Source organism: Enterovibrio makurazakiensis (assembly GCF_050336585.1).
Classification (GTDB): Bacteria; Pseudomonadota; Gammaproteobacteria; order Enterobacterales; family Vibrionaceae; genus Enterovibrio; species Enterovibrio gelatinilyticus.
In genome coordinates, this window is the sequence record NZ_JAKJSE010000018.1 from 96,733 (window position 1) to 122,160 (window position 25,428).

The window sequence follows — 25,428 nt, forward strand, 5'->3', positions numbered from 1 at the left end:
TGGTGTTCTCTGAATTACTTCGGTAGGCTCAAACGGGCAACGCGCCCAGAAGGGTAACCACTTAAATCGACATTGTCGCCATTGTAAACAAGACGTACAGCTGATGGTGCGCCAAGAACAATTTTAAATGGTGCTTCACCTGATAGGTCAACGGTTTCACCAGCAGACTTAATACCAGTTAGAAGGCGTTTACCACTCGCATCGCGTATGTCTACCCAACAGTCGCCATCAAACGACAACACCAACGAAGGTTGTTGGTCTAACGTTTCGCCACTGGTGGTTACATCACTCGTTGCCACAGTTGCTGGCTCTGAAACACTAGGGGTTGGTGATGTGTTGCTGCTTGGCTTTGGTTGCTCAGGGACAGACGTCTCAACGCTGCTTTCAACAAGCGCTGTATTTTCACTGATATTATCGCTGGTGCTTTTACTATCGCCTGTGCTTTCAACGACAGGCGTATCACCCGTCATGTCACTCGGCAAAGGATCATCAATTTGCACGACATCCGGTTGTACCAGCTCTTCAGCTTGCACGCCAGTAACCACATCATCGTTGCTGTCAGCAGCACCTATTTGAGCCAAAACAGCGGTGGTTTCCGATAGCGACATCAAAGGATCATTTTGTTGATTCTGCCACCACCAAAACGTGGTGATGCCAACGACCACAGCCAAGATCACCCACGTCAGGTTCATCACACGGCTATCATGTTTATCTATGCGTGTTTTACGCGAGAAACTCTGCATTTTCTGCGCCGACTCTTCAGTCTGAGGCGGTGCTTGATAGTCGCAGATAAGCGCGTCGGCGTTCAAACCAACTAGCTTAGCGTAAGAACGAATATAACCACGTGTAAACGTGGCTATTTGTTTGTTTTCACAACAGTTTTCTTCAAGATCTAAAATAACGGATACACGAAGCCTTAGACGGTCAGCCACGTCTTGAGCAGAAAGCCCGATCGCTTCACGGGCTTGCTTTAACACCTGTCCTGGGTGTGCGGACTCAACGTCTAACACTTGTTCTTCGTTTTGTTCAGTATTCATTCTCTAAGTACTGTCTATATTCGTTAGATTTGGGAAATTGTCTGGCCAATACATTGGCATAACGTGTCACTTCATTGGGACGTTCAGCTTTGCTTTCCAACTCAATGAGTGTCAGTAGCGAATTCGGGCGATAACCATATCGCTTATGAAATTTAAACAAGCGTATTCGTGCATCATTCAATTCGCTGTCTTCAACTTCTAAACGCGCAAGTTGCACAGAAGACAGTGGGCGGTTGGGTTCATGATCAATCGCCTTTTCAAACCATATTTTCGCTTGTTGCCTTTCACCCGCTTTCAATGCACAGAGTGCTGCATTCTCAAAGCTACCAGACATTTTGTAATAGTACGGCTGGTCTATTGCCTTCGCAAATGCCTTCTGCGCTTCACTATAACGTTCTTGGCGACACAAAAAGACACCATAATTATTCTGAACGTCCCCGTTCTTAGGGGAGTAACGCAGTGCAGTAATATATTGCTGCTCGGCTTGATCAAACTCTTCTACTTTTTCTAAGTAGTGAGCAAATGAAATCAAAGAACGGTAGTATTTGGGGGCAAATTGCACCGCCATCTCAAGGTTTTGTCTCGCCCGTTCCCACTGACCCGCGTTTAAATACGCAATACCGAGTGAAATTCTGGATTCAGCAGCCTGAATACTATCAAACTTCACGTTGCTTTGCTTATCCGTTACTGTGACACAGCCTGCTAATAATCCCATCAATAACAGTGTACTAAGCGTCCTTGCCATCATCCCATCCTATCAGTCAAAGCGATCAGACTGATTTTACAGGGATTTGCTCCTCTACATTCAGTCTGTTTTGCGTGCGCTTGGTACGATCAATGACATCGCCAACAAGCTGTCCGCATGCTGCATCAATGTCATCACCACGAGTTTTACGCACGGTTACCGTGTAGTCATACTGCATCAGCGTTTTCATGAAACGATCGATGCGCGAATTACTCGGCTTCTTGTATGGTGACCCAGGATAAGGGTTAAAAGGAATCAGGTTTATCTTCGCAGGGGTATCTTTTAACAGCTCTGCGAGTTGGCGCGCATGGTCCATCTCGTCATTGACATGATCCAATAGAACATACTCTACGGTCACACGCCCACGGTTAGCATTTGATGATGCAATGTAACGACGAACTGATGCCAAAAACGTATCAATGTTGTAGCGATCATTGATTGGCATGATTTGGCTGCGAAGCTCGTCATTGGGAGCATGAAGAGAAATCGCTAGCGCGACATCGATTTTGTCTGTCATCTGATCCAAGCCTGACACAACACCAGAAGTAGAAACAGTGACACGACGCTTAGACAGACCAAAACCCAAGTCATCGAGCATGATGTTCAGTGATGGGATCAGGTTTTTCATGTTAAGCAAAGGCTCACCCATTCCCATCATCACGATATTGGTGATAGGACGACGACCCGTTTCTTTCTCAATGCCGATTTCTTTCGCCGCACGCCAAACCTGTCCGATGATTTCAGACACTTTCAAGTTACGGTTAAAGCCTTGCTGCGCAGTTGAACAGAATTTGCAGTCCAGCGCACAGCCAACCTGTGAAGAAACACACAAGGTCGCACGATCTTCGTCAGGAATATAAACGGTCTCTACGTCTTGGTTACCCACACGCATAACCCATTTGATGGTGCCATCGCTTGAATGCTTAGCCAGAGTGACTTCTGGCGCACGAATTTCACATTTCGCGTTCAGTTTTTCACGAAGCTTTTTGTTGATGTTGTTCATCTGATCGAAGTCATCAACACCAAAGTGGTACATCCACTTCATGATCTGATCAGCACGAAACGCTTTCTCGCCTAACTCATCAGCGAAAAATGCTCGCAGTGCTTGCCGATCAAAATCCAGCAGGTTGATTTTTTCCGTTGTCATCAGATTGCCTCGTGAAACAGGTTAAATACAGGTTGATTGGGAGTTTCAGCCTTAAATCAAGGCGCGAAATTGTACAGCCTTTGTGATCCGGATTCCACCTGTTACTTATGTGGCTTTTATTAGTCCAGAATAGAACAAAATAAAAAAAGGGAGCATCCGCTCCCTTTTTATGTTCGATCACAATGCATTAGCCTTTGCGAGGGCAAATCTCATCACTGGCGAAAAAGTAAGCAATTTCGCGTTCAGCAGATGTCGGGCTATCAGAACCATGTACCGAGTTAAAACGCATACTAAGTGCATGATCTGCACGCAAAGTGCCACATGCGGCTTCTTCCGGGTTAGTTTTCCCCATCAGTTCGCGATAATTAGCAATCGCATTCTCGCCTTCCAGCACTTGCACCATGACAGGGCCAGACGTCATAAACTCAACCAAATCATCGAAAAAAGGCTTACCTTCATGCTCCGCATAAAAGCCTTGCGCTTTTTCTCTGTTCAGGTGAAGCATTTTTGCTGCGACAATTCGCAGCCCAGCAGCTTCAATACGCTGATAGATAGCGCCAATCAGATTGCGTTCAATGGCGTCGGGCTTCACGATTGAAAAGGTGCGCTCAATAGTCATTCTATCTTCCTTATTATATTTTCAGACAGCAGGTAGAAAACGAGTTATCTGCTTGTAATGTCAAAGGTAGCCTACCAGAGCGCAATGTTAGGCCCTACCCCAACATTGCGGAATCGTTAACTGTGTTGATAATTATCAGGCACTTTTGTTTGAATTATCGTGAAGATTCATCCATCAAAATGCGCGATAGGGTTTTCACACCCATGCCCGTCGCGCCCACAGCCCATTTATCACTGGCTCCTTTGCGATAAGTACCAGAGCAATCCAAGTGGATCCAACCGTTTTTGTAGTCATCAACAAAGTAAGAAAGGAAGGCTGCCGCCGTGCTCGCGCCTGGTGAATACTGGCCTGCACCCACGTTTGCCAGATCTGCAAAGCTAGATGGCAACATGTTGCGATGGAATTCCGCCAACGGCAACTGCCACATACCTTCGTTTTCCGCGTTCGCCGCCACAAGACAACGATCTGCCAGAGACTGATCAAAGCTAAACAGCGCGTGATAATCGTTACCTAACGCCATTTTTGCTGAGCCCGTCAAAGTGGCACAATCGACCGTCAATGTAGGGTTAAATTTATTGGCATACAAAAGGCCATCAGCCAAAACGAGACGCCCTTCTGCATCAGAGTTGAGCACTTCTACGGTCACGCCGTTCTTGTAGGTGATGATGTCGCCCAGCTTATAAGCGTTGCTGGAAATCATATTTTCAGCACAACACAGGATCAGTTTTACACGCTTATTCAAGCCTTGAGCAATGGCAAGACCAAGGCCACCAGTTGCCATAGCTGCACCGCCCATATCTGCCTTCATGGCATCCATGAAGCTTGATTGCTTGATGCTGTAACCACCCGAGTCGAACGTAATCCCTTTACCGATAATACACGCAAACACTTCTGCATCGGCATTGCCAGTTGGGTTGTAGTCCAATTGAAGCATGGCTGGTTTGCGCGCAGAGCCACGGCCAACGGTATGCACACCCACCCAACCATGTTCAAGCAAATCTGCACCAGAAACGATTTTATACTTCACGTGCTCAGGGCTAGGCGCTTGTGACTTAATGAACTCACCCGCACGAACGGCTAATTGCTGAGGGCCAACTTCTTCTGCGGTTTCATTGATGATCTGGCACACCCAATCAATCGCAGTGATACGATTATTGAGGTCTTTCAGCGAAGAAGACTCCAACGTCGGGGCTTCAAACTCGACTCCCGCTTTAGGCCCACGTAACCCTTGATAGAAAGCCCACGCGCTTTCAAGATCCCAGTTGTCGCCCACCAAACTGACTTTGCGGATACCCTGCGACTCAAGCTTACGCGCAGCTTGTTGGACAGGAGAAAGGATATCTTCCCCTACAGCGTGAACGATCGCACCATCTTGACCAAAAGAAACAACCGCATTGTTTCCCCACACCTCTGCCGCAGACTCGGTAGATAACGCGATACGCATTTTTTCTGTCATGCTGAACTCCTTTTTCAACTCGCCTTGCCAATCTCGGGCAACACGTATTTTTATTCTCGACTGATTTTAGTTATATACCCAAACGACCTGAGAATGCTCGCATTCAGAGGTCGTCAATGCGTTCAATTTGAGGCGAATTTTACGAGGAATAGTCGTTCTATTCCCGTGGAATTTAACGAAGAAGTGGGCGCATTGATGGCCTCCCTTCGGGCGAGTTGACTAACGCCGCGTTCACAACGCCAGTCAAATTCGCTGAATCCTGCATCTTCAGGTTGTTTGGGTATAGAGTACGCCATATTTATGACGTTTTATCAGTTAAAACAAAGCGGGCATACGCCCGCTTCAATATGATCAATGTGCCTTCAATAAACCACTAACACAAGCGGAATAACCAAAGATTAATCCATTTCATCCATCCAGCACAGAATGATCGCCTCTAGGATTTTCTCATTAGAGTGATTAGGGTCATCGGAGAAATCTTCCAGTTCCATTACCCAACGATGTAGATCCGTAAATCGTACCGTTTTAGGATCAGTTTCTGGGAATTTATCAACAAGCTCGATCGCGATGTCGCGAGTATCAATCCATTTTAAGCTCATAGTTCCAACTTCCTATTTTGAATTAATGATTCTCTGACGCGTGATTCAAGGTGTATCGTGGCACTTCCACAACCAAGTCTTGTTGCGCGACTTTGGCTTGGCAACCCAAACGAGACTCAGGTTCTAATCCCCACGCTTTATCCAACATGTCGTCTTCTAGCTCATCGCTTTCGTTCAATGAATCAAAGCCTTCACGAATAATCACGTGGCAAGTTGTGCACGCACAAGATTTTTCACACGCATGTTCAATTGCAATGCCGTTGCGAAGTGCAACGTCTAATACTGTTTCTCCGGCTTCTGCTTCCAGAACTGCACCTTCAGGGCAAAGGTCTTGGTGTGGCAGAACAACAATCTTTGGCATGTTTAAACCTCGTCAATGGAATGGCCAGCCAGCGCTTCGCGGATGGATTTATCCATTCGACGCGATGCAAACTCCTGACTCGCTTTATCTGTATCTTTAATGCCTTGTTCAATCGCTGCTGCGTTATCACCATTGCGCAGCGCAATTAACGCTTCAATGGCAACGACCAAGGCTTTTTGTTCTTCATCATTCAACAATGTATCGGCATCGGACTGCATAGCAACCAACAACCCTTCAATCACACGATCCGCTTCGACACGCTGCTCCGCCAGATAACGGGCATCTTTGTCTTCCTGCGCGTGAGTGAACGATGATTTGATCATGTCCATCACTTCATCATCGCTTAGGCCATAAGAAGGCTTCACTTGAATTGATGACTGCACCTCAGTGCTTTTCTCCATCGCCGTGACGGACAACAAACCATCAGCATCCACTTGGTACGTGACGCGTACATGCGCAGCACCAGCCGTCATCGGGGGAATACCTTTCAAGGTGAAGTTTGCTAGCGATCGGCAATCATCAACCATCTCACGCTCGCCTTGCACCACATGAACCTTCATGCCGGTTTGGCCATCTTTGAACGTAGTAAACTCTTGAGCACGAGCCACAGGAATCGTGGTGTTACGTGGAATGATTTTTTCCACTAAACCACCCATGGTTTCAATGCCCAGCGACAATGGGATCACATCAAGCAGTAGCATTTCGCCATCTGGCTTGTTGCCGACCAGAATGTCAGCTTGCGTTGCTGCACCCATCGCAACCACTTTGTCTGGGTCTATGCTGGTTAACGGTGTGCGGTTGAAAAACTCACCCACTTTCTCGCGAACCAAAGGTACACGCGTTGAACCACCAACCATCACCACTTCCAACACTTCTTCAGTGGTAACACCAGCATCTTTCAGTGCGCGACGGCAAGACAGCAACGTTTTCTTTACCAGAGCACCGATCATATCGTCGAACTGTGCACGAGCGATCGAACCACTCCAACCCAGCACATCGATGTCAACACTCGCATTATCGCTTAAGGAAACTTTTGCAGCGGTTGCAGCATTTAGCAAACGACGACGATCATCACCAGAGAGAGCCTCGAAGCCAGCTTGTTCAGCAATCCAATCTGCCACTAAGTGGTCAAAATCATCACCACCAAGCGCAGAGTCACCGCCCGTCGCCAGCACTTCGAACACACCTTTTGACAGTCGAAGAATGGAGATATCAAACGTACCACCACCCAAGTCATAAACCGCAATGACGCCTTCTTGACCTGAGTCCAAACCATAAGCAATGGCTGCAGCAGTCGGCTCATTCAACAAACGAAGCACGTTAAGGCCAGCTAATTTGGCTGCGTCCTTGGTGCCAGCTCGTTGCGCATCATCAAAGTAGGCTGGCACGGTGATCACAACACCTTCTAGCTCACCACCTAATGCGGCTTCTGCTCGCACATTCACCGTACGCAAAATATCAGCAGACACTTCAATTGGGTTTTTCGTGCCTAGGCGCGTTGCAATCAAAGGCAAACCATTTTCAGACGCTGACAATTGGTAAGGAAGATGCGGATAACGTGATTGAACGTCAGACAATGAACGCCCCATCATACGCTTGATAGAAATAACGGTATTGGCACTGTCCGTTTCAGACATTGCCTGCGCTTCGTAGCCGACGCTAACTGCGTCGCCATAGTGAACGACAGAGGGGATCAGTGAGCGACCATCAAGGTCGTCTAGCGTCGCTGCTGTGCCACTGCGAACAGAGGCTACGAGCGTATTGGTTGTACCAAGATCAATGCCGACCGCAAGTTTATGCTCGTGCGGTGCAGCGCTTTGACCCGGTTCTGCAATTTGTAACAGTGCCATGTAGATTCCTGTAGCCTGATCGCCTGCTGCGTGTTGGATTAACCCAGCAAACGATCTTCGATTCGTTCGATTTCTAGCTTGAGTTTGACTAAGAATTTGAGCTTACGCACGGTAACAGCAGCATCGGCCCACTGTTGATCGTTCAGTTGCGCTATCAGTTCATTTAACAGGGATTGATGAAGTGTCGATACCTGCTGCTCAAAGTCAAACAACAATACATCCGGCTCATCGCTATCTGCAATATCTTCGAGCTCTTCACGCAGTTCCATTTGCTGCATGAGAAACTCAGGATCTTGCATTGTCTGCTGTTCATCGCGCAGCTCTAGCCCATTCAAAGAAAGAAGGTACTCGGCACGGCGAACGGGGTCGCTCAGCGTCTGATAGGCATCATTGATTTGCGCCGCTTTCTGAACAGCTAGCAGGCGTTCTTGTGAAGAAGCCGTAGCGAATTTGTCCGGGTGAAAACGTCGTTGAAGTTCGCGATACTGCGATGAAAGAGAGCTACCATCCAGCTCAAACTGAGATGATAGCCCGAATAGTTCGAAATGATTCATGTCATCTCACGTCGTGTTAAACGTTAAAGCTCTCGCCGCAACCACATTCACTGCTTACGTTGGGGTTGTTGAACTGGAAGCCTTCGTTCAAGCCTTCTTTGGTGAAGTCGAGCTCTGTTCCCTCAAGATACAGCATGCTCTTGCTATCAACGATCACTTTTACGCCTTTATGTTCGAACACTTGGTCTTCGTCATTGAGTTCGTCAACGAACTCCAGCACATAGGCCATGCCTGAACAACCGGAGGTTCTCACACCGAGACGTAACCCGATGCCTTTACCTCGGCTTTCAAGGAAAGTGCGAACACGTGATGCCGCAGCATCTGTCATAGTAACGGCCATAAATACAACAACCCTTCTTACGTATTAAGCTTCGTGCTTTTTCTTGTAATCGCTAACAGCTGCTTTGATTGCATCTTCCGCAAGGATTGAGCAGTGAACTTTAACCGGTGGTAGTTCTAACTCTTCTGCAATTTCAGCATTTCGAATCGCCGCAGCTTCGTCTAGTGATTTGCCTTTTACCCACTCAGTAACCAGTGAGCTTGACGCAATCGCTGAACCACAGCCGTAAGTTTTGAACTTCGCATCTTCGATGATGCCTTGCTCATTCACTTTAATTTGAAGTTTCATCACGTCGCCACACGCTGGTGCGCCAACCATGCCGCTACCAATGCTTGGGTCGTTTTTATCAAATGCACCCACGTTACGTGGATTTTCATAGTGATCGATTACTTTTTCGCTGTAAGCCATGATCTATTCCTCGACATCCTTTAACCGATTAGTGGTGTGCCCACTCAACGGTGTTTAAATCAATACCTTCTTTGTACATATCCCAAAGAGGTGACATTTCACGAAGCTTGGTAACTGCTTTAAGTACCTGCCCAATCGCGTGGTCCACTTCTTCTTCCGTGGTAAAACGGCCGAATGAGAAACGAATTGAGCTGTGCGCCAACTCATCGTTCAAGCCGAGTGCGCGAAGAACATATGATGGTTCAAGGCTGGCAGACGTACATGCAGAACCAGAAGAAACAGCCAGATCTTTCAGTGCCATCAGCAGTGACTCACCTTCAACGAAGGCAAAGCTCACATTCAAGTTACCTGCTACACGCTGATCCAAATCGCCATTCACATAAACGGCTTCTAGATCTTTCACACCATCGAGGAAACGGTTACGCAAAGCTAAAGAGTGCGCTTGGTCTTTCGCCAGCTCTTCTTTTGCAATACGGAAAGCTTCACCCATACCCACGATTTGGTGAGTTGGAAGCGTACCAGAACGCATACCACGCTCATGACCGCCACCGTGCATTTGTGCTTCAAGACGAATACGTGGTTTACGGCGAACATACAATGCACCGATACCTTTAGGGCCGTATGCTTTGTGTGCACTCATTGATACGAGGTCAACTTTAATTTCTTGTGTATCCAGTGGCATCTTGCCAATAGATTGCGCCGCATCAACGTGGAAAATCACTTTACGCTCACGGCAAAGCTCACCGATCGCTGCGATATCTTGAATAACGCCAATTTCGTTATTCACATGCATGATAGAAACCAAAATAGTGTCTTCACGCATTGCATCAGCGAGCTTGTTCAAGTCAACAATACCGTTTGACTCTGGCTCAAGGTAAGTTACCTCAAAGCCTTCACGCTCTAGCTGACGACAAGGGTCCAATACTGCTTTGTGTTCGGTTTTACAGGTAATGATGTGCTTACCTTTTTTACCGTAAAAATGAGCAATACCTTTAATCGCTAGGTTATCTGATTCCGTGGCTCCAGACGTGAAAACAATCTCACGAGAGTCCGCATTCAGATAATTAGCAATATGCTCACGAGCAGTATCAACAGCTTCTTCCGCTTGCCAACCAAAACGGTGTGAACGCGATGCTGGGTTACCAAACACGCCATCTAGCGTGAGGTGTTGCATCATTAATTCGGCAACACGTGGATCTACCGGGCATGTTGCTGAATAGTCAAAATAAATTGGCAATTTCATTTGTGTCTCCAAGTACTCCGGCACGACTCATTACGAGCGAAAGTTCACACCCATGGTCACTGAGTTTTCACTGCCATTGGAATTTAAACCGTGTCTAACAATAGTGGATGACTCATGAGTTGAGTCTTGACGCCCCGCGACTTGCTTAACTTCATTGTCTTGCATAAGTTCGCCGAGCGTAATGTCATTTAAAAAGCCGCTAATACGCGAGCTTAAGTCACGCCATAGCGTGTGTGTCAGGCAGCGTGTTCCGCCTTGGCAATCGCCTTTACCTTGACACTTAGTGGCATCTACTGATTCATCCACAGCAGCGATCACCATGCCGACTGCAATTTCGTTTGCATCAACACCAAGGCGATAACCACCACCAGGACCACGTACACTAGATACTAATCCAGCTTTGCGTAGACGTGAGAATAGCTGCTCAAGATACGACAAAGAGATCCCTTGACGTTCTGAAATATCAGCAAGAGGCACTGGCCCCATTTCGGAGTGCAGCGCGACGTCAAGCATCGCTGTTACGGCATATCTGCCTTTAGAAGTCAGTCTCATAACATCCTACCTGTGAGCGAGTAATGAAACGAGTCTGACATACCCGACTAAAACGGTCAAGTATTTAACCTAGTAAAACAGTCAGGCTTTTAGCCCTTTATATTGAATGGTTATTCTTGCGTCTTTTTGGTGCTTTTATCAACAGCAGAAAGCACACCGCGCAAAATATTGAGCTCCTGACTTTCAGGGCGAGCGCGGTTAAATAGGCGACGCAATTTGGTCATCACCATTCCAGGGTGTGATTTATTGATGAATCCAGTTTTATCCAGCACATTTTCCAGATGCACATAAAAACGCTCTAGATCCTCAGCCAATGGGTATGGCTGTTCTTTCACTTCCCCCTGATAGGCTTGGCTATCTAGCCACGCCATTCGCGCTTCATAACATAGCGTTTGCACAGCCATCGCCAAGTTTAACGAACTGTATTCAGGGTTAGCAGGGATAGCCACATGGAAATGACAAGCTTGGAGCTCTTCATTGGTAAGCCCTGTTCTTTCACGGCCAAAAACCAATGCGACAGGATGATGTTGAGCTTCCTCTATCGCCTTCTTACCACATTCTCTTGAATCCAGCATTGGCCACTCGAGAGTGCGACTTCTTGCACTTGTACCAACAACCAAACCACAATCTGCCACCGCTTCTTCCACCGTATTAACGATGCGAGCATTGTTGGCAATATCGCTTGCACCTGCAGCGAGTGCGATAGCTTGACCATCTACTGTGCAATCAGGAGAAACCAGCACCAAGTTTTTTAGGCCCATCACTTTCATTGCTCGGGCAGCCGAGCCGATGTTGCCAGAATGGGTGGTACCAACTAGTACAATTCGAATATTATCTAACATTTAGCGATCACTGAATTACGTCGAGGAAATCGGCTCAGCCCCCGCCGTACGGGGTTTGAGCATTAAGCCGCGAGATTCTACCACAGTGGTATTTGATTTACCCTTTTTACGCCCACCAACGAAAGCAGATGAGCAAAAAATAACCACTTCCCTTTTGCCGCAGCTCTGATATACTCGCCGCCGCTTTCCGTTCTTTAACATCCGTTGGGAAAATTGTATGCATCCTATGCTAAACATTGCCATTCGCGCTGCGCGAAAGGCTGGCGACTTTATCGCTAAATCTGCTGAAAACCCTGATAACGTAGAGGCCACTCAAAAAGGCACTAACGACTTCGTTACCAATATCGATACTTCTGCTGAGCACATTATTATCGATGTAATCAAGAAATCTTACCCTGACCACAGCATCGTTTCTGAAGAAGCGGGCGCTATCAAAGGTAAAGATGCTGATTACCAATGGATCATCGACCCACTGGATGGCACCACCAACTTCGTAAAAGGCATTCCACACTTCTCTGTGTCTATCGCTTTGCGCATCAAAGGCCGCACTGAAGTTGCGTGTGTTTACGATCCAATTCGCAACGAACTTTTCTCTGCACAACGCGGTTCTGGCGCACAGCTTAACAGCAAGCGTATCCGTGTAAGCAGCCCGAAAGACCTAACTGGCACCGTGCTAGCGACTGGTTTCCCGTACAAAGCAAAACAACACTCTGAAGGCTTTATCAAAGTTATCAGCGCACTGTTTATTGATTGTGCAGATTTCCGTCGTACTGGCTCTGCAGCACTAGATCTTTGTTACGTTGCAGCTGGCCGTGTAGATGGTTTCTTCGAGCTAGGCTTGAAACCTTGGGACATGGCTGCAGGCGAATTGATCGCTCGTGAAGCTGGCGCACTTTGCACCGACTTCTCTGGCGCGACTGATTACATGCAAACAGGCAACATTGTTTCTGCTAGCCCGAAAGTACTGAAAGGTATTTTGGCGAAAATTCGCGACAACGCGAATGAAGCAATGAAGAAATAAGATTCGTTAAGAATCAAAAAAACGGCGTCCTTCGGGGCGCCGTTTTTGTTTGTAGGGTAGGAAGAGCAAAATCAAAATACTGAATACTGAATACTGAGTCCTAGGTCCTAGAATCGTTAAGCCAAAATACTCGGCGCTCCAGTGACTTGAAGATACAAGATTAGGGTCTCTGGGAGCTTTCATTCATGACTCAACGTGCTTCGTTCTTTTCCTCTTCCATAAAAAAATGGAGCCTTTCGGCTCCATTTTTTGTTACGACTGGCGGCTCTAAGGCATCGCGTCGAATTCTTCGCCTTCTTTTTCTACTGGCGGCGGCGGTAGCAAGTGTTCACGGGTTAGACCCAATGACAATGCCAATGCCGATGCCACGTAAATAGAAGAGTAAGTACCCACAGTGATACCAATCAGCAACGCGGCAGCAAATCCATGAATCATTGCCCCGCCTTGCAAGAACAGTGCAACAACCACAAACAAGGTCGTGCCCGACGTAATAATAGTACGGCTCAAGGTCTGCGAAATGGATTCGTTCATGATATCCGCAGCATCACCCTTACGCATCTTGCGGAAGTTTTCACGTACGCGGTCAAACACAACAATCGTATCGTTGAGTGAGTAACCGACAACGGTCAACAACGCAGCAACAATGGTCAAATCTAGCTCAATCTGTAAGAAAGAGAAGATACCCAATGTAATGATGACGTCGTGCGCCAACGAGGCGACAGCACCTGTTGCCAAGCGCCATTCAAAGCGAACAGAAACATAAAGCAAGATACAGATTAACGATGCAATGATCGCCAAACCGCCCGCTTCGGTCAGTTCCTCACCCACGTTTGGACCAACAAACTCAATACGGCGCATTTCCACCGCTTGGCCTGTACCGGTTTTGATTGCGTTCAGGATCTGGTTGCCCAGCATCTCGCCTTTCATGTCATCACGAGGGCGAAGACGAACCATCACGTCGCGTGACGTACCAAAGTTTTGCACGATGGCATCGCCAAAACCTTTTTCAGCCAAAGAAGCACGAATGAGTGGCAGATCAGCAGGTTGTTCAAAACCGACTTCAATCAGCGTACCGCCCGTGAAATCTAGACCCCAGTTCAACCATTTGGTCGACAAGGTAAAGATTGACGCAGCAATCATCAGCGCTGACAGAATGTACGCAGGCTTGGTTAGGCGCATAAAGTCGAAATAGAAGTTTGGCTTTATCAGTTGAAACATTTTAATGCCTCCCTAAATCGACAATTTATCAACGCGTTTACCACCGTATACCAGGTTAACCAAGCAACGGGTCCCGATAATGGCAGTGAACATTGACGTTAGAATACCGATAGACAGAGTCACAGCGAAACCTTTCACTGGGCCTGTACCTACCGCAAACAAAATAATCGCCGTGATCAACGTGGTAATGTTCGCATCGGCAATGGTACTGAATGCGTTAGCATAACCTTGGTGAATCGCTTGTTGTGGGTTTCGCCCATCCAAGATTTCATCACGTATACGCTCAAATATCAGTACGTTGGCATCAATCGCCATACCGACGGTCAATACAATACCGGCTATACCTGGAAGCGTCATGGTTGCACCAGGGATCAGCGACATCACACCAATAATCAACACAACGTTAGCCAACAGTGCAATGTTTGCAAATAAGCCAAAACGACGATAGTAAACGGCAGTAAATAGCATGACTGCAATCAAACCATACAGACAGGCTTTCACACCCATATCGATGTTTTGCTGACCCATTGATGGACCAATAGTACGCTCTTCAACGATAGAGATAGGTGCAATCAACGCACCTGCACGCAATAGCAAAGCAAGGTTATGCGCTTCAGGCTGAGAGTCGATGCCCGTGATACGGAAGTTACGTCCCAACGCCGTTTGAATGGTCGCTTGGTTGATCACTTCTTCATGCTTGGTGAGGATAATCTTACCATTTGCATCACGTTTACCACTGTCTTTGTACTCAGCAAATACCGTTGCCATTAGCTTGCCAACGTTATTTTTACTGAACGCAGACATTTTGCTGCCGCCTTCGCTATCAAGCGAAATGTTTACCTGCGGACGGCTGTATTCATCAAAGCTTGAGCTAGCATCAGTGATGTGCGAACCACCGAGAATCACACGCTTCTTAACCACCACAGGGCGACCATCACGTGTTTGCTTAATTTCGCTGCCTGGAGGAACACGGCCTGCTGCCGCTGCTGCCAAATCTGCGCTGTCATCCACTTCACGGAATTCTAGCGTTGCAGTCGCACCCAAAATTTCCTTGGCACGCGCAGTGTCTTGTACACCTGGAAGCTCAACCACAATGCGGCTAGCGCCTTGGCGTTGAACAATCGGCTCGGCAACGCCTAGCTCGTTAACACGGTTACGCAAAATAGTGATGTTTTGCTCAACGGCGTAGTTGCGGATCTCTTGAAGACGCTGCTCAGTGAACTTAGCAGAAACAGCAAAACGAGCACTATCGGTGGTAAACACCATATCTGGGTGCAGTTTCGCTAGCTCAGATTCAGCTTGATCCATATCGGCTTCGTTGCGGAAGCTAACATCGATGTTGTCATCACTACCAACACGGAGCCCGCGATAGCGAATCTTCGCTTCACGTAATTCAGTGCGGAAAGTATCTTCTTGCTGGCTAAGTAGCTTTTCCATTGCTGCGTCCATGTCCACTTCCATCAAGAAGTGCACACCACCGCGCAAGTCTAGGCCAAGTTTCATCGGGTTCGCACCGATAACTTCTAGCCAAGTTGGCGTTGCAGGGGCAAGGTTAAGCGCAACAACAAGTCCTTCATCCTTATAAGCGCCGTTTAATACGTCACGGGCTTCAATCTGCTGATCAGTGTTTTTGAAACGAACCAGAACGGTACCGTTTTCTAGAGCAAGAGATTGGTAAGAAATGTCGTCTTTTTCGAGGGTATTTTTGACGGAGTCCAGAGTCGAAAGATCAACCGAGGCGCCACGCGCCCCGGAGATTTGAACCGCTGGATCTTCACCGTAGATATTGGGAAGTGCATAGACAGCGCCGATGAGTAACACCAACACCACCATAATGTACTTCCACAAAGGATAACGGTTTAGCACTGCTATGATCCTTTATGGTTAACAGATTACAGCGACTGAATGGTGCCTTTTGGCATAACTGCAGTCACAAAATCCTTTTTGATGGTCACTTCGTTGTTGTCGCTAAGTGCGATAACGATGAAGTCATTGTCTTCAGAAATCTTAGTGATTTTGCCAACAAGGCCACCACCAGTTAGCACTTCATCCCCTTTACCCATAGATGCCATCAGGTTCTTGTGCTCTTTAACACGTTTTGCCTGCGGACGGTAAATCATGAAGTAGAAAATAACGGCAAACAGGCCAAGCATAATAAATAGCTGCATACCGCCACCCTGTGGTGCGCCTTCTGCTGCTGCATGAGCTTGTGAAATAAACATTCAGTCACGTCCTCGTATTAAATTGAACATTTTTAGCGATTTTGCCTCTCCGGCAACAAGTCATCGAAGAGGCAGAACTTCTTAGTCTTCTTTCAGCGGTGGCACTTCACGGCCACGGCGTTCGTAGAATTCTTTCACGAAGGTTTCTAATCTACCTTCGTCGATAGCGTTACGCAAACTCTCCATCAGACGCTGGTAGTAGCGTAGGTTGTGGATGGTGTTAAGACGAGCGCCAAGAATTTCATTACAACGATCAAGGTGATACAAATACGCCTTGCTGTAGTTGCGGCAAGTGTAACAGTCACACTCTGGATCCAGTGCAGTTGTGTCACTTTTATGCTTCGCATTACGGATCTTGATCACACCACCAGTCACAAACAAGTGGCCATTACGTGCATTTCGGGTTGGCATCACGCAGTCAAACATATCAATACCGCGGCGCACGCCTTCTACCAAGTCTTCCGGTTTGCCCACGCCCATCAAGTAACGTGGCTTGTCTTCCGGTAGTTTTGGACAGGTATGTTCCAACACGCGATGCATGTCTTCTTTTGGCTCACCAACAGCCAAACCACCCACGGCGTAACCATCAAAGCCGATATTCGTTAGGCCTTCAACCGATACATCACGCAAGTCCTCATAAACAGAACCTTGAATAATGCCGAATAACGCGTTCTTGTTGCCCATTTTGTCAAAATGATTACGGCTACGTTGTGCCCAACGTAAGCTCATTTCCATCGACTTTTTCGCTTCGTCGTGTGTCGCTGGGTATGGCGTACACTCGTCGAAAATCATCACGATATCTGAACCCAGATCGTACTGGATTTCCATCGACTTCTCGGCATCCATGAACACGCGATCGCCGTTTACTGGGTTACGGAAGTGAACACCTTCTTCCGTAATTTTACGGGTTTTACCCAAGCTAAATACTTGGAAGCCGCCTGAGTCTGTCAAGATAGGACCTTGCCAGTTCATGAAATCGTGCAAGTCGCCATGGGCGCGCATCACTTCTTGGCCCGGACGTAGCCACAAATGGAAGGTGTTACCCAGCAGAATTTGAGCACCAGTATCAGCCACTTCTTCTGGCGTCATACCTTTTACTGTGCCGTAAGTACCCACTGGCATGAATGCAGGGGTTTCTACCGTACCACGTTCGAAAACCAAACGACCACGACGTGCGCGGCCTTCTTTTTTAATCAGTTCGTATTTCACGATACCTCCGAAATGCCAGATAAACAGTCTGGCGAATATGTGTCTAATACCAATCGGATTAAGTAGGTGGTCATAAATTTGCGAAGGAACAATCGTCAAGAGCCAAGAGCCAAGAGCCAAGAGCCAAGAGCCAAGAGCCAAGAGCCAAGAGCCAAGAGCCAAGAAGAGATTGCAGTAAGTAGTTACTCTACTTGCAAAATATCTGACGCAGCTATTGTCGATTTTAACCAGCAAGAATGACTGAATATTTAATCTGATTGGTATAATGACACAGAGACAAAACTGGCTGCCAACTTAAAGAGCTGACAGCCAGTCAAAAAATTCTGTTCAATGACGTGGCACTCAAAAGACCATTGTCATTGCTCTTCAGCGTCAGCCTGAGATTATACCTCAGTCTGACGTGTCACAAACATCGCATCACCGTAACTAAAGAAGCGATAATCGTTATTAACGGCTTCATGGTATGCATTCATGACATGATCGTAACCCGCAAAAGACGATACCAGCATGATCAAGGTTGATTCTGGCAAGTGGAAATTCGTCACCAATGCATCAACAAGCTGCCACTCATAACCCGGGTAAATGAAGATTTTCGTATCATTAAAGAACGGCTTCAGTTCTGAGCCTTCTTGTTTCGCACTTTGCGCCGCGCTTTCCAGCGAACGTACAGAAGTTGTGCCCACTGCAATCACGCGATTCCCGCGCGCTTTAGCCGCCAACACAGCATCAACCACGTCTTGCGGTACTTCGGCATATTCTGCATGCATGATGTGATCGTTAATATCATCCACACGCACAGGTTGAAAGGTGCCAGCGCCAACGTGCAGAGTCACAAACGCCGTTTCAACGCCTTTTGCTTTTAACGCTGCCAGCATGTCTTCATCAAAATGCAGACCCGCAGTTGGCGCCGCGACGGCACCCGGCTTGGCGTTGTATACCGTCTGATAACGCTCTTTATCAGAATCTTCATCTGGACGGTCGATATATGGCGGCAATGGCATATGCCCGACTTGCTCAAGAATATCCAACACGGCTTGCTCGCCGCTGAACCGAATCTCAAACAGGGCATCATGGCGTGCAACCATTTCCGCTTCAAACTCATCATTTTCGCCTAGCAGTAATAGGTTGCCAGGTTTTGGGGACTTCGATGAACGTACGTGAGCCAAAATGGACTTATCATCCAGCACACGTTCCACCAGTATTTCAATCTTGCCACCCGACGCTTTTCGACCATACACACGCGCAGGGATAACGCGGGTGTTGTTAAACACCATCAGGTCACCCGGCTCAACGAGGTCTAATACATCGGTGAATTGTTTGTGGCTCAACTCGCCCGTGTTGCCATTGAGTTGCAACAAACGGCTCGCCGTACGATCCGGTTGCGGATAACGTGCGATCAGCGAATCTGGTAAGTCAAAATGAAAATCGGATACTTGCATTGAAAAAGCCCCATTCTGCAGCAGCCCGCTAGTATAGGGACACACGCTGCAATATCAAGCAAGATGGGGCTCGCTCACCAAAATTATGTCGAGCAAATTTGTCAGAAATTATGAAAAAGAGAAACGTCGACGCGCAGCAATAGCACTCACGACAATGAGAGAAAACCACGCGATGCTTCCACCTCCGCTAGTCGAAGATATATTAGAAGAGGGAGGGACAATCGGTGCATCTGGGTTTGAGTCATTCGGCGGTGCAGGCGTGGTTCTGTTAGCACGGGAAAAAATATCGCTTTCAAAGGTTTCATGAGGGCGCTGATACCCCCCTTTTATTAATGCATTTATCCAACCAAAATAATGACTGACTTGCGTAAATCCATCTTCCGTATTTGGGTCGCCGCAGCCATTGTATTTATGTCGAAAACTCACAACGCCAAGAAGGCGATAGCCTCTGTCGCTATCTCCGGCGTAACTTTGATCTTGCCAAACGAGTGGCCCGCCTGAGTCTCCATTGCATATGCCCGCACCTTCACTCTGATTGGCACACACGTAGGCATGGGCCTTAGCGGAGTGATAAATCCCGCCAGTCATTACCCATCGACACTGCCTGTCTTCGACACCATCTAAATAGGTGAATTGCAAATATCGGCTTTGATAGCCATTGGTTGAAACTCGTCCCCAACCGGAAACCAATAAGTTATGTTGAACACCCGCAGAAAATTCAAGTTCAGCGCTCGCATTCATACCAGCATCCGCTAAGGCAATGGGTTTTGCATGCTCAGGCAATGTGTCATTGAGGCGCAGCAATGCAATATCCCCGGTGAAGTTTGATGCATTGTAGTCAGGATGGATCCATAAACCAGAGGCAACTATCGCTCCACTTCGGTTGACTGAATCGTCAACTCCCAATGTCACATAGACATCCGAAGCCTTTAAGCCATCCTCCACGCAATGCGCTGCAGTCAGAACATAGCTTGTCTCATCCTCTGACGAAACAGACACCAAGGTGCCTCCGCAAAGTGTCCCTTTACTCGTTGTAACAAGCACCTGCCAAGGCACATCTTCAATTGAAATCGTTGACCCTTTTACGATGGTTGGCATTTTGTCACTTGCAAAAGCTAATTGATTGCCCGTCACCATCCCAACTAGAGACATGAATACACTCAAAAATATTCGCTTCATCATTTTCACCCAATAAGTAGACAAGCAACTAACTATTGAGAAAACGTAACAATCAAGACAGCAGTGATCACTTACTAATTGGTCAAAAACCAACCAAGTGACTCCATATTGAGTCATGCGTGTTAATAATTAAGACAAAGAAGCGCAAAACGCACCAATATGGTGCAACAAATGAGTAGATAGGCAAAATGAAATGATGAGACGATGTGTTGAATGGTTTGTTGAGCGCAGGTCCGTTTACGAAGCAGGGTTGCTCGCCAACACGTTTGGCGAGCAAGTTTGTCAGGCGTTATGAATAGGAGACACGTCTACGCGCGGCAACCATGCCCACAAAGACGAATGATAACCAGCCAATAGAACCTCCACCGCCGCTACTCGGTGTTGGCAATATTGAATCAGCGTCAGAAGGATACACCGGCTTTATGGGGTTATCGGCATCAGGATTATAGTTGTATGCCGGATCAAAAATATCTACCGAAAACGTCGGCGATGGCTCGCTATATCCGCCGTCCATATTCAGATTAATCCAGTCATGGTAAGAGCTGATCTGCGTAAAAGCATCTTCAGAGTTGACACTTCCACAACCAAATTTGCTGCTTGAAAAGCTCACTATACCCACAGCGCGATAACCCAAATCTGCATCACCCGCATGGTTTTTATCTTGCCAAACTAAAGGTCCGCCTGAATCACCAGAGCATACCCCTGCGGTATAGGATTTATCTGCACAAATATAAGCATTAGAAAGTTCAGAATTGACCGGGCCAACCCCATTATTGTCATTCGTCCAATAGCATTGGTTATCGCTCACGCCATTCATTGTCGTTTTTAATAGCGCTGCGTTGATTTTGCCACCCGTAAATGTGGCTCCCCAGCCAGACACATATAAATTGTCTAAGGCCGCATTCTCAAACTCTTGATCCAGCTCAGATTGCCTTGCCGGTAACAGTAATTTTATAGGCTGAGTATTGGTAGGAAGCTTCCCGCTCAACTTCACCAGTGCAATATCTCCGGTAAATCGCTCGTTGTCGTAGTCGGGATAGGCAATAACTTTGGATACAGAAATGCCACTTCCTGCATAAGACAGCTGTTCAAAGCCCGCAAACACTCTCACATCGGCAGCGGAGAAACCTTCAATACAGTGCGCTGCCGTTAGCACATATTGATCAGAAATGATGATACCGCCACAAGCAAAATACCCCGTCTGGCTATTACCTATGTCGAGAAATACTTGCCATGGTGTCGATTCGATTGAAGCAAAACTACCCGAAACAATACGCGGTTCTTTAACGCCCTCTGCGGACACGGTACCAACCGATGCAAATATCGAAAGTGCCAGCGTTGCATTCCTTTGCCAACTTCTCATTCCTTGTCCCTCGCCAACTTATTTTTATAGTCAGCGGAGACCGTATCTCAACATTGTTTGAAGAAAAAGCGGGCAAACAAGAACATGCGGCATTTTCTCGACTTTACACAGATAAACCAGAAATGAGTCAACCTATACTTCGAGTCATTCGACGTATTGTTTCATTCGTAGCGTTCCGGGCACCTTGAAAATATTTCGGGCGAGAATGTGACGACTCGCAGCCATTATCGACAGCCATATCAGAATACCTAAACCCAGCGTACCGCCACCACCGCCACCCGATGACGAGGCGGTGACAACTTGAGAGCTATTACTCGCACAGCTACCCGCTTGGCAGCTGCTAATCCAACTACGGTAATTCGACACTTGTGTGTAAACATCAGGAAAGGAGGGAGACGCACATTGAAAATTAACGCCAAAACTGACTAAGCCCACCAGCGTAGCACCGGCATCTGAGTCTGCCGCGCGAGAAGGATCAAACCAAACCAACGGGCCACCTGAGTCGCCGTTACATGCACCTCGGCCTGATTCTTGGGCGCAAAAATACTTACTTTCATAACCGGCTACATCCGTTAATGTTGCCCCCCAACTAGACGCACAAGCGCTGTCAGAGACCGTAGAAAGCGTGGCTTTTTGTAGATCATTGGTCGACGTGTTGCGATTCACATCTATAAACCCCCACCCGGTCAACAGTAAGTCTTGCTGCGACAAATCGGCAGTGGCTTCCACCGCCGTTTGAACAGCGGTATCCGCCAACACAACACTTGATGCATTGCTATGAATAGACGAAGACAGTTTGATTAATGCGATGTCATTAGCCAACGTGGTTTTGTCGTAGCCGTTATGGGCGTGAATAGTATCAACGCTAGATTGGAAAGAGGCGAAACCCGCACCATTAATGGTTGCCGTACCCGTATAGACCGAGACCGAATTTGCTGACGCCAATGAAAAATCGTCGTCATCGCCTCCAGTGTCTAGGCAGTGGGCAGCAGTTAGCACCCACTCATTGGCGATCACGACGCCACCACACATGAAACTCCCGATCCGCACAAATGCCTGCCAAGGGGCGTCTGAAATCACCGCATCACTTCCCCCTACCACATGAGGCTCGCGCTCTGCTCCCTGAGCAAAACTCGACAACAGCGTGAGTAGCAATAACGCAACGTATTTTCGCATTCCAAAAGTCCTTATCAGTATTAAACGTTCATCACGCACAGACATCCGTGTTGCTGCTGTTGATAGTGAGACAGTGAGCCTCCAAAAACATGGTCACGCAAATCTTTGATTCCGGTCACCTTTCATGTGCCTCAATTTGGCTACATTCGACATATACCCTTTGTATTTGTAAGCCTTTAGGAGGTTATATGCTAACCGTCAAAGAAATGATGACCCCAGAACCCATTACCTTGTCTTCTAAGCATACGATATATGACGCGAAATGCCTGATGGATTCCAAACGAATTCGCCATATTCCTATTGTATCTTCAAGCTATGAATTAGAAGGCATAATCACTCAAAGAGACATTCTCGCAGCCCAAAGCTCTAGCCTTGAAAACCTCGTCGGTAGCGACGACCCAATGCTGGCGACGTTAGTCCGTTTTACAAAGCCATCCTTGTTTACTGTCTCTCCGTCAGCATCATTAAAATCAGCCGCATTGTTTATGCAGCAACATAAAATTGGTTGCTTACCTGTTATTCAACATGATCATTTGGTCGGTATTATCACCGACTCTGATTTTGTTGCTATTGCCATTAACCTGCTCGAAATACAAGAAGACGCTGAGCCCATGGAGATAGAGGAAGCCGAGGAAGAAATGGCCTAGCCGCACGATTGAGTCGCGACAATACGAGGATTCTTCGTCATACTCGTTCGCTGATGAATCACGGTGCCATATGGACGGGCACTGACCAAGCGAGGCCGATTGAATTATCTTGCACACCTTCATGTTGCATCGCGTTGCGACAGTCAGTTGATGGGAAATTTGCTGGCAGATTTTGTGAAAGGGAAGCCTGATGGCATTTATTTGCCTGACACCGTCGATGGAATTTATCTGCATCGATTCGTTGATGGTTACATTGATGCCTTGCCGCAAATTAAAACCTGTCGAGCGCTATTTCCAAAAGCGCTCTATCGTTATAGTGCCATCGCGCTTGATATCTTTTGGGATCACGCTCTGGTCAAACACTGGTCAGCCTTTCATGACGTTCCACTGCATCGCTTTGTACATGATGCCCAAGCCTCTTGTCAGTTATCCGCAAAGAAAGAACCCAACGCGCTGCCCGAACGCTTCCTATTCATGTCTGAGAAAATGTGGCGTGAGCAATGGATCCAATCCTATGCGGATATCAACACCCTGCCATTTGTTCTAGAGCGCATGTCGACACGTAGCCCTCGCATGGCACCACTTGCTGATACCGCCTCAGTGCTTATCGCACATCAAGACCAACTGCTCGACGCCTTTCCCACCATCTACCAACACGTTCTAAAAGCTGCTTCAACGTTTTCGCGCTCAACGCCTAGGCACATACCAAATTAAAAAGTGGCCGGGAAAAGCATAAAAAAAGCGACCCGAAGGTCGCTCAAAGCGTGGATTCTAGGGCTCGATTAATATGGCCCCTTTAGACTCGTTTTAGTCACGTGTATTGGCTGTCTACACGTCAATTAAAACTGATCTTCTTCAGTCGAACCTGTCAGTGCAGTCACTGACGAGTTACCACCTTGAATGGTGTTCGTCATGGTATCAAAGTAACCCGTGCCCACTTCTTGCTGGTGCGCAACGAAGGTGTAACCACGCTCAGCAGCAGCAAACTCAGGACGTTGTACTTTCTCAACATAGTGGCGCATGCCTTCACCCTGTGCGTAAGCGTGAGCCAATTCGAACATGTTGTACCACATGTTATGAATACCCGCGAGAGTGATGAACTGGTACTTGTAACCCATGTCTGACAGCTCTTGCTGGAAGCGCGCAATCGTCTCTGAATCTAGGTTTTTCTCCCAGTTGAACGAAGGCGAGCAGTTGTATGCCAGCAGTTGGTCAGGGTATTTAGCATGAATCGCTTCCGCGAATTGACGTGCTTCTTCCAAATCAGGTTTTGCTGTTTCACACCAAATCAGGTCAGCATACGGTGCATAGGCTAGGCCGCGAGAAATCGCTTGTTCAATACCTGCACGTACTTTGTAGAAACCTTCAGCTGTACGCTCACCCACGATGAAGTCTTTATCGTACTCATCGCAATCAGAGGTAAGCAGGTCAGCCGCATTCGCATCGGTACGAGCGATCACAAGGGTGGTAGTGCCTGCAACATCAGCAGCAAGACGCGCTGCTACCAGTTTTTGAACGGCTTCTTGGGTAGGAACCAGCACCTTACCACCCATGTGACCACATTTTTTCACTGATGCTAACTGGTCTTCAAAGTGAACACCTGCCGCACCCGCTTCAATCATCGAACGCATCAGCTCGTAGGCATTCAAAACGCCACCAAAGCCCGCTTCAGCATCCGCAACGATAGGTAGGAAGTAATCTGTCCCTTCTTCTGGCGTACCACCTTTCGACCATTGGATTTGGTCAGCACGACGGAAAGAGTTATTGATACGTTTAACCACAGCGGGAACCGAATCTACAGGGTAGAGAGATTGGTCAGGGTACATGCTTGATGCCGTGTTGTTATCTGCAGCCACCTGCCAACCTGACAGATAAATCGCTTCAATACCGGCTTTCGCTTGTTGTACCGCTTGACCGCCAGTCAGTGCGCCCAAACAGTTCACATACCCTTTTTTCGCAGAACCGTTTACCAGCTCCCACAACTTGTCCGCACCACGTTGAGCAATTGTCTGCTCAGGGACGAAGGAACCACGCAGCGCAACAACTTCCTCTGCTGTATACGTTCGTTTTACATTTTTCCAGCGTGGGTTTTCTGCCCAGTCTGCGTTCAGTGCGTCGATTTGCTGCTGTCTTGTCTTCGTCATTGTGATTCCCTCTCTCAATGTGTTCCTAAACTTGGGTTAACTCGTCTTGGGTTTAAA

General features: G+C 47.5%; 26 protein-coding genes. 3 read left to right on the plus strand and 23 right to left on the minus strand.

What is annotated here, in order from left to right; all coding sequences use genetic code 11:
- Positions 1 to 14: 14 nt before the first annotated feature.
- The 14 genes from rodZ to trmJ form a co-directional block, all read right to left on the minus strand.
- On the minus strand, positions 15 to 1,037 hold the full coding sequence (gene rodZ / locus L4D06_RS14445; protein WP_429740135.1) for a cytoskeleton protein RodZ: 1,023 nt from the start codon (positions 1,035 to 1,037) through the stop codon (positions 15 to 17).
- The gene (gene pilW / locus L4D06_RS14450) at positions 1,027 to 1,782 is read right to left on the minus strand and encodes a type IV pilus biogenesis/stability protein PilW (RefSeq protein ID WP_274163608.1); all 756 of its coding nucleotides are present in this window, start codon (positions 1,780 to 1,782) and stop codon (positions 1,027 to 1,029) included. The genes rodZ and pilW overlap by 11 nt, the downstream gene beginning before the upstream one ends.
- A gap of 25 nt (positions 1,783 to 1,807) precedes the next feature.
- Positions 1,808 to 2,929, minus strand: a complete 1,122-nt coding sequence (rlmN, locus tag L4D06_RS14455) for a dual-specificity RNA methyltransferase RlmN (protein WP_274163609.1) — start codon at positions 2,927 to 2,929, stop codon at positions 1,808 to 1,810.
- Positions 2,930 to 3,116: 187 nt separating this feature from the next.
- Positions 3,117 to 3,548, minus strand: coding sequence for a nucleoside-diphosphate kinase (gene ndk / locus L4D06_RS14460; RefSeq protein WP_429740137.1), 432 nt, complete (start codon positions 3,546 to 3,548; stop codon positions 3,117 to 3,119).
- A gap of 154 nt (positions 3,549 to 3,702) precedes the next feature.
- Positions 3,703 to 5,004 (minus strand): aminopeptidase PepB, encoded by a 1,302-nt coding sequence (gene pepB, locus L4D06_RS14465; RefSeq protein ID WP_429740139.1) that lies wholly within the window; start codon positions 5,002 to 5,004, stop codon positions 3,703 to 3,705.
- Positions 5,005 to 5,402: 398 nt separating this feature from the next.
- Positions 5,403 to 5,603 (minus strand): Fe-S cluster assembly protein IscX, encoded by a 201-nt coding sequence (gene iscX / locus L4D06_RS14470; RefSeq protein ID WP_274163612.1) that lies wholly within the window; start codon positions 5,601 to 5,603, stop codon positions 5,403 to 5,405.
- Between the two features lie 22 nt (positions 5,604 to 5,625).
- The gene (gene fdx / locus L4D06_RS14475) at positions 5,626 to 5,964 is read right to left on the minus strand and encodes an ISC system 2Fe-2S type ferredoxin (protein WP_028023721.1); all 339 of its coding nucleotides are present in this window, start codon (positions 5,962 to 5,964) and stop codon (positions 5,626 to 5,628) included.
- Between the two features lie 2 nt (positions 5,965 to 5,966).
- Positions 5,967 to 7,814, minus strand: a complete 1,848-nt coding sequence (hscA, locus tag L4D06_RS14480) for a Fe-S protein assembly chaperone HscA (protein WP_274163613.1) — start codon at positions 7,812 to 7,814, stop codon at positions 5,967 to 5,969.
- Between the two features lie 38 nt (positions 7,815 to 7,852).
- On the minus strand, positions 7,853 to 8,368 hold the full coding sequence (gene hscB / locus L4D06_RS14485) for a co-chaperone HscB (protein ID WP_274163614.1): 516 nt from the start codon (positions 8,366 to 8,368) through the stop codon (positions 7,853 to 7,855).
- A gap of 16 nt (positions 8,369 to 8,384) precedes the next feature.
- Positions 8,385 to 8,708, minus strand: coding sequence for an iron-sulfur cluster assembly protein IscA (iscA, locus tag L4D06_RS14490; RefSeq protein ID WP_274163615.1), 324 nt, complete (start codon positions 8,706 to 8,708; stop codon positions 8,385 to 8,387).
- Between the two features lie 24 nt (positions 8,709 to 8,732).
- The gene (gene iscU, locus L4D06_RS14495) at positions 8,733 to 9,116 is read right to left on the minus strand and encodes a Fe-S cluster assembly scaffold IscU (RefSeq protein WP_028023725.1); all 384 of its coding nucleotides are present in this window, start codon (positions 9,114 to 9,116) and stop codon (positions 8,733 to 8,735) included.
- A gap of 28 nt (positions 9,117 to 9,144) precedes the next feature.
- A complete protein-coding gene (locus L4D06_RS14500; protein ID WP_274163616.1) occupies positions 9,145 to 10,359 on the minus strand; it encodes an IscS subfamily cysteine desulfurase in 1,215 nt (404 codons plus the stop codon).
- A 30-nt stretch (positions 10,360 to 10,389) separates the two neighbouring features.
- Complete coding sequence (gene iscR / locus L4D06_RS14505; RefSeq protein ID WP_274163617.1) at positions 10,390 to 10,911, minus strand: Fe-S cluster assembly transcriptional regulator IscR; 522 nt, start codon at positions 10,909 to 10,911, stop codon at positions 10,390 to 10,392.
- Positions 10,912 to 11,021: 110 nt separating this feature from the next.
- Positions 11,022 to 11,753 carry a tRNA (cytosine(32)/uridine(32)-2'-O)-methyltransferase TrmJ gene (trmJ, locus tag L4D06_RS14510; RefSeq protein WP_274163618.1) on the minus strand — a complete coding sequence of 244 codons (732 nt, stop codon included), beginning with the start codon at positions 11,751 to 11,753 and terminating at the stop codon, positions 11,022 to 11,024.
- Positions 11,754 to 11,970: 217 nt separating this feature from the next.
- Between trmJ and suhB the strand changes: the two genes are divergently transcribed.
- Positions 11,971 to 12,774, plus strand: a complete 804-nt coding sequence (gene suhB, locus L4D06_RS14515; RefSeq protein WP_028023729.1) for an inositol-1-monophosphatase — start codon at positions 11,971 to 11,973, stop codon at positions 12,772 to 12,774.
- A 267-nt stretch (positions 12,775 to 13,041) separates the two neighbouring features.
- Here the strand turns inward: suhB and secF are convergent, their stop codons facing one another.
- From secF to L4D06_RS14555, 8 genes are all read right to left on the minus strand, one after another.
- The gene (gene secF, locus L4D06_RS14520; protein ID WP_274163619.1) at positions 13,042 to 13,992 is read right to left on the minus strand and encodes a protein translocase subunit SecF; all 951 of its coding nucleotides are present in this window, start codon (positions 13,990 to 13,992) and stop codon (positions 13,042 to 13,044) included.
- Positions 13,993 to 14,004: 12 nt separating this feature from the next.
- Complete coding sequence (gene secD, locus L4D06_RS14525; protein ID WP_274163620.1) at positions 14,005 to 15,858, minus strand: protein translocase subunit SecD; 1,854 nt, start codon at positions 15,856 to 15,858, stop codon at positions 14,005 to 14,007.
- 26 nt (positions 15,859 to 15,884) lie between these two features.
- Positions 15,885 to 16,214: a preprotein translocase subunit YajC gene (gene yajC / locus L4D06_RS14530; RefSeq protein ID WP_028023732.1), complete on the minus strand. Its 330-nt coding sequence runs from the start codon at positions 16,212 to 16,214 to the stop codon at positions 15,885 to 15,887.
- Positions 16,215 to 16,295: 81 nt separating this feature from the next.
- Entirely contained in the window at positions 16,296 to 17,423 is a 1,128-nt protein-coding gene (gene tgt, locus L4D06_RS14535) for a tRNA guanosine(34) transglycosylase Tgt (protein ID WP_028023733.1), read from the minus strand.
- 383 nt (positions 17,424 to 17,806) lie between these two features.
- On the minus strand, positions 17,807 to 18,862 hold the full coding sequence (queA, locus tag L4D06_RS14540; protein WP_274163621.1) for a tRNA preQ1(34) S-adenosylmethionine ribosyltransferase-isomerase QueA: 1,056 nt from the start codon (positions 18,860 to 18,862) through the stop codon (positions 17,807 to 17,809).
- A gap of 108 nt (positions 18,863 to 18,970) precedes the next feature.
- The gene (locus L4D06_RS14545) at positions 18,971 to 20,014 is read right to left on the minus strand and encodes a serine protease (protein ID WP_429740144.1); all 1,044 of its coding nucleotides are present in this window, start codon (positions 20,012 to 20,014) and stop codon (positions 18,971 to 18,973) included.
- Between the two features lie 316 nt (positions 20,015 to 20,330).
- Entirely contained in the window at positions 20,331 to 21,404 is a 1,074-nt protein-coding gene (locus L4D06_RS14550) for a serine protease (RefSeq protein WP_429740146.1), read from the minus strand.
- Positions 21,405 to 21,548: 144 nt separating this feature from the next.
- A complete protein-coding gene (locus L4D06_RS14555; RefSeq protein WP_429740148.1) occupies positions 21,549 to 22,580 on the minus strand; it encodes a S1 family serine peptidase in 1,032 nt (343 codons plus the stop codon).
- 188 nt (positions 22,581 to 22,768) lie between these two features.
- Here L4D06_RS14555 and L4D06_RS14560 point away from each other — a divergent pair, with 188 nt between their 5' ends.
- Together L4D06_RS14560 and L4D06_RS14565 are read left to right on the plus strand one after the other, a co-directional pair.
- Positions 22,769 to 23,227: a CBS domain-containing protein gene (locus L4D06_RS14560; RefSeq protein ID WP_274163625.1), complete on the plus strand. Its 459-nt coding sequence runs from the start codon at positions 22,769 to 22,771 to the stop codon at positions 23,225 to 23,227.
- Positions 23,228 to 23,326: 99 nt separating this feature from the next.
- Positions 23,327 to 23,941, plus strand: a complete 615-nt coding sequence (locus L4D06_RS14565) for an acyl carrier protein phosphodiesterase (RefSeq protein WP_429740150.1) — start codon at positions 23,327 to 23,329, stop codon at positions 23,939 to 23,941.
- Positions 23,942 to 24,066: 125 nt separating this feature from the next.
- Here the strand turns inward: L4D06_RS14565 and aceA are convergent, their stop codons facing one another.
- On the minus strand, positions 24,067 to 25,371 hold the full coding sequence (gene aceA / locus L4D06_RS14570) for an isocitrate lyase (protein ID WP_274163627.1): 1,305 nt from the start codon (positions 25,369 to 25,371) through the stop codon (positions 24,067 to 24,069).
- Between the last annotated feature and the right edge of the window lie 57 nt (positions 25,372 to 25,428).